Annotated in this window: 5 protein-coding genes and 1 pseudogene; 4 read left to right on the top strand and 2 right to left on the bottom strand. The window is 69.0% G+C overall.

Annotated elements, in window-relative coordinates; genetic code table 11:
• The 4 genes from ESO86_RS20080 to clpX form a co-directional block, all read left to right on the top strand.
• Positions 1 to 157 (top strand): tetratricopeptide repeat protein (locus ESO86_RS20080; RefSeq protein ID WP_129235486.1); only part of this gene is annotated, 157 nt, incomplete at its 5' end.
• A 105-nt stretch (positions 158 to 262) separates the two neighbouring features.
• Complete coding sequence (locus ESO86_RS13520) at positions 263 to 853, top strand: ATP-dependent Clp protease proteolytic subunit (RefSeq protein ID WP_129235485.1); 591 nt, start codon at positions 263 to 265, stop codon at positions 851 to 853.
• A 19-nt stretch (positions 854 to 872) separates the two neighbouring features.
• Positions 873 to 1,544, top strand: coding sequence for an ATP-dependent Clp protease proteolytic subunit (locus ESO86_RS13515; protein WP_129235484.1), 672 nt, complete (start codon positions 873 to 875; stop codon positions 1,542 to 1,544).
• Positions 1,545 to 1,684: 140 nt separating this feature from the next.
• Complete coding sequence (clpX, locus tag ESO86_RS13510) at positions 1,685 to 2,962, top strand: ATP-dependent Clp protease ATP-binding subunit ClpX (protein WP_129235483.1); 1,278 nt, start codon at positions 1,685 to 1,687, stop codon at positions 2,960 to 2,962.
• Positions 2,963 to 2,988: 26 nt separating this feature from the next.
• On the opposite strand, the gene ESO86_RS13505 is transcribed toward clpX, so the two are convergent.
• Both ESO86_RS13505 and ESO86_RS13500 read right to left on the bottom strand, forming a co-directional pair.
• Positions 2,989 to 3,273: a hypothetical protein gene (locus ESO86_RS13505; RefSeq protein ID WP_129235482.1), complete on the bottom strand. Its 285-nt coding sequence runs from the start codon at positions 3,271 to 3,273 to the stop codon at positions 2,989 to 2,991.
• A 106-nt stretch (positions 3,274 to 3,379) separates the two neighbouring features.
• Positions 3,380 to 3,622, bottom strand: a pseudogene (locus ESO86_RS13500) (septation protein SepH); the annotation flags it as partial.

Here is a 3,622-nt window from a genome sequence, read left to right as displayed (position 1 = left end):
CGCGCTCGCACTCGTCTCGACGGGCGCAGCGGATGCCGCGGCATCCGTCGCCCTCGTCGCGCTCGCGCCGCACCTCACGCAGTACCGCCGCGCGGTCGACGCCTACGCGCGCGAGCTCGTCGTGCCGCCCGATGAGGTGCCGCGGACCGGCACCTGACGCAGCTCGCCGCTGCGCGGCATCCGCCGACGGCGAACAGTCCGGTTCCCGCGTGTTGCACCGGATAGATTCGAGACCAACACGCAACGGAACGGAGCGAAATCCATGGCCGAACCGACACTGCAGCCCAGTGTGTTCGATCGACTGCTGAAGGACCGCATCATCTGGCTCGGCTCCGAGGTGCGCGACGACAACGCGAACGAGATCGCCGCGAAGCTGCTGCTCCTCGCCGCCGAGGACCCGAAGAAGGACATCTACCTCTACATCAACTCACCCGGCGGCTCGATCACGGCGGGTATGGCGATCTACGACACCATGCAGTTCGTCCCGAACGACATCGTCACGGTCGGCATCGGCATGGCGGCCTCGATGGGCCAGTTGCTCCTCACGGCCGGGACGAAGGGCAAGCGCTACATCACCCCGAACGCCCGCGTGCTGCTCCACCAGCCGCACGGCGGCTTCGGCGGCACCGCGAGCGACATCCAGACCCAGGCGCAGCTGATCCTCGACATGAAGAAGCGACTCGCCGAGATCACCGCGGCGCAGACCGGCAAGACCGTCGATCAGATCAACGCCGACGGCGACCGCGACCGCTGGTTCAACGCGCAGGAGGCCCTCGAGTACGGCTTCGTCGACCACATCCGCGAGTCGGCGCTCGACGTCTCGGGCGGCGGCGGGACCGATCAGGCTGCGTAGGAAGAGAGAGACAGTGAGCATGAACATCCCCGCCTTCGGCGGCACCGCCTTCCCGGGTGGCCGGCAGGCCCCGGGCTCGCGCTACATCCTGCCGAGCTTCGAGGAGCGCACGGCCTACGGCTACAAGCGCCAGGACCCGTACGCGAAGCTCTTCGAGGACCGCATCATCTTCCTCGGCGTGCAGGTCGACGACGCGTCGGCCGACGACATCATGGCGCAGCTGCTGGTGCTCGAGTCGATGGACCCCGACCGCGACATCATGATGTACATCAACTCGCCGGGTGGCTCGTTCACCGCGATGACGGCGATCTACGACACCATGCAGTACATCCGGCCGCAGATCCAGACGGTCGTGCTCGGCCAGGCCGCGTCGGCCGCGGCGGTGATCGCCGCCGCGGGCACGCCCGGCCGTCGGCTCGCGCTGCCGAACGCGCGCGTGCTGATCCACCAGCCCGCGATGGGCGAGGCCGGCCACGGCCAGGCCTCCGACATCGAGATCCAGGCCGCGGAGATCATGCGCATGCGCAGCTGGCTCGAGGAGACCCTGTCCCGGCACTCCAACCGGTCGCAGGAGCAGGTGAACGTCGACATCGATCGCGACAAGATCCTCTCGGCCGAGGAGGCGCGCGAGTACGGCCTCATCGACCAGGTGCTCACGTCGCGCAAGACGCTGCCGGCGCTGAGTCGCTAGTCCGAACGGGCTCACGAGGGGCGGGTGCGCATGACGCATCCGCCCCTCGTCGTGCCGTTTCCGCCAAACCGGAGCGGATCGGCCCCGAGCGGCCCGCCTCGGGCTAGGCTCGGAACACACTCGGTTCGAGGGAGGAAGCGATGGCACGCATCGGGGAGAGCGCTGACCTCTTGAAGTGCTCCTTCTGCGGCAAGAGCCAGAAGCAGGTGCAGCAGCTCATCGCCGGTCCCGGCGTGTACATCTGCGACGAGTGCGTCGAACTCTGCAACGAGATCATCGAGGAGCGGCTCGCCGAGGCGGGGGAGCCCGAGTCGGGCGAGTTCGAGCTGCCGAAGCCGAAGGAGATCTTCGGCTTCCTCGAGGAGTACGTCATCGGCCAGGATGCCGCCAAGCGCGCCCTCGCCGTGGCGGTCTACAACCACTACAAGCGCGTCCGTGCGAAGGCGGCGATCACTCCCGCCGACCGCGCGCACGACGACGTCGAGATCGCCAAGTCGAACATCCTCCTCATCGGCCCGACCGGGTGCGGCAAGACCTACCTCGCCCAGACGCTCGCGAAGCAGTTGAACGTGCCCTTCGCGGTGGCGGATGCCACGGCGCTCACCGAGGCCGGATACGTCGGCGAGGACGTCGAGAACATCCTCCTGAAGCTCATCCAGGCCGCCGACTACGACGTCAAGCGCGCCGAGACCGGCATCATCTACATCGACGAGGTCGACAAGATCGCGCGCAAGGCCGAGAACCCGTCGATCACGCGCGACGTGTCGGGTGAGGGCGTGCAGCAGGCGCTCCTGAAGATCCTCGAGGGCACCGTGGCATCCGTGCCCCCTCAGGGCGGTCGCAAGCACCCGCACCAGGAGTTCATCCAGATCGACACGACGAACGTCCTCTTCATCGTGGCGGGAGCCTTCGCCGGACTCGAGGAGATCATCTCCTCGCGTGCGGGCAAGCGCGGCATCGGCTTCGGGGCCCCGCTGCACTCCAAGCAGGACGAGGCGGAGCTCTTCAGCGAGGTCCTTCCCGAGGACCTGCACAAGTTCGGACTGATCCCGGAGTTCATCGGCCGCCTGCCCGTGGTCGCGACGGTCACCCCGCTCGACCGCACGGCGCTCATGGAGATCCTGACCGAGCCGCGGAACGCGCTCGTCAAGCAGTACCAGCGGATGTTCGAACTCGACGGCGTGGAGCTCGACTTCGACCCGGCCGCGCTCGAGGCGATCGCCGATCTCGCGGTGCTGCGTCAGACCGGCGCCCGCGGCCTCCGCGCGATCATGGAGGAGGTGCTCGGGCCGATCATGTTCGAGGTGCCGTCCTCCACCGGGGTCGCACGGGTGGTCGTCACGAAGGAGACGGTGATCGACAACGCCGCTCCGACCATCGTGCCGTCCAAGCCGCGCCGGGCCGAGAAGTCGGCCTGATCCCGCACTCGGACGCCCGACGGCAGTCAGTCGAACACGCGCAGCACGTGCCAGTGCGTTCCGTCGTGCCCGACGTCGAACACGTGGGTATCGCCCTCGGGACTGGTCGCCTGGAAGCGCCATCCGGTGATCGCGAGCGGAGCGCGCCCTGCGCCGGGGTCGTTGCCCGCGAAGGCGAGCCACCATTCCGCCGGACCGACGAGCGGGGTGGGCGTGTCGTCGACGCGGAAGCGCTGCGCGCGCCAGACGAGCCGCTCGGGGACGCCCGTGGCGCTGGTCCACACTTCCGCCGGTTCCATCGTCCGCTGCATCCCGACCTCCGAGATTCGAAACTGTGTTCGAATGCTAGCACCGGGAGGTGCGTGACGGAACGCCTCGACCCGACGCCGCCCGGCAGCCGCTGACGGATCCCGTCGTCTACGCCAGGTCGTCGTCGCTGCGGGCGCCGAAGACGATCTCGTCCCAACTCGGCATCGCGGCGCGACCCTTCTTCTGCCGGGCCGCCTGGCCGGACTTGCCGCCCCACAGCGCACGTGCCGCCGCGCCCGCGCGCTGCTGGGCCTCGTCCGCGTCCTCATCGGCGTCGGCATCGACGTGGAGCTCGGTCGCCAGCGGCGGAGCGGGAGTCGCAGGCGAGTCGGCCGGGGTCGGGGCCGCCGG

It is taken from the genome of Agromyces binzhouensis, assembly GCF_004135055.1.
Taxonomy (GTDB): Bacteria; Actinomycetota; Actinomycetes; order Actinomycetales; family Microbacteriaceae; genus Agromyces; species Agromyces binzhouensis.
Note: the sequence above shows the minus strand (reverse complement) of the source record. Positions and strands in the feature narration are given on the sequence as shown.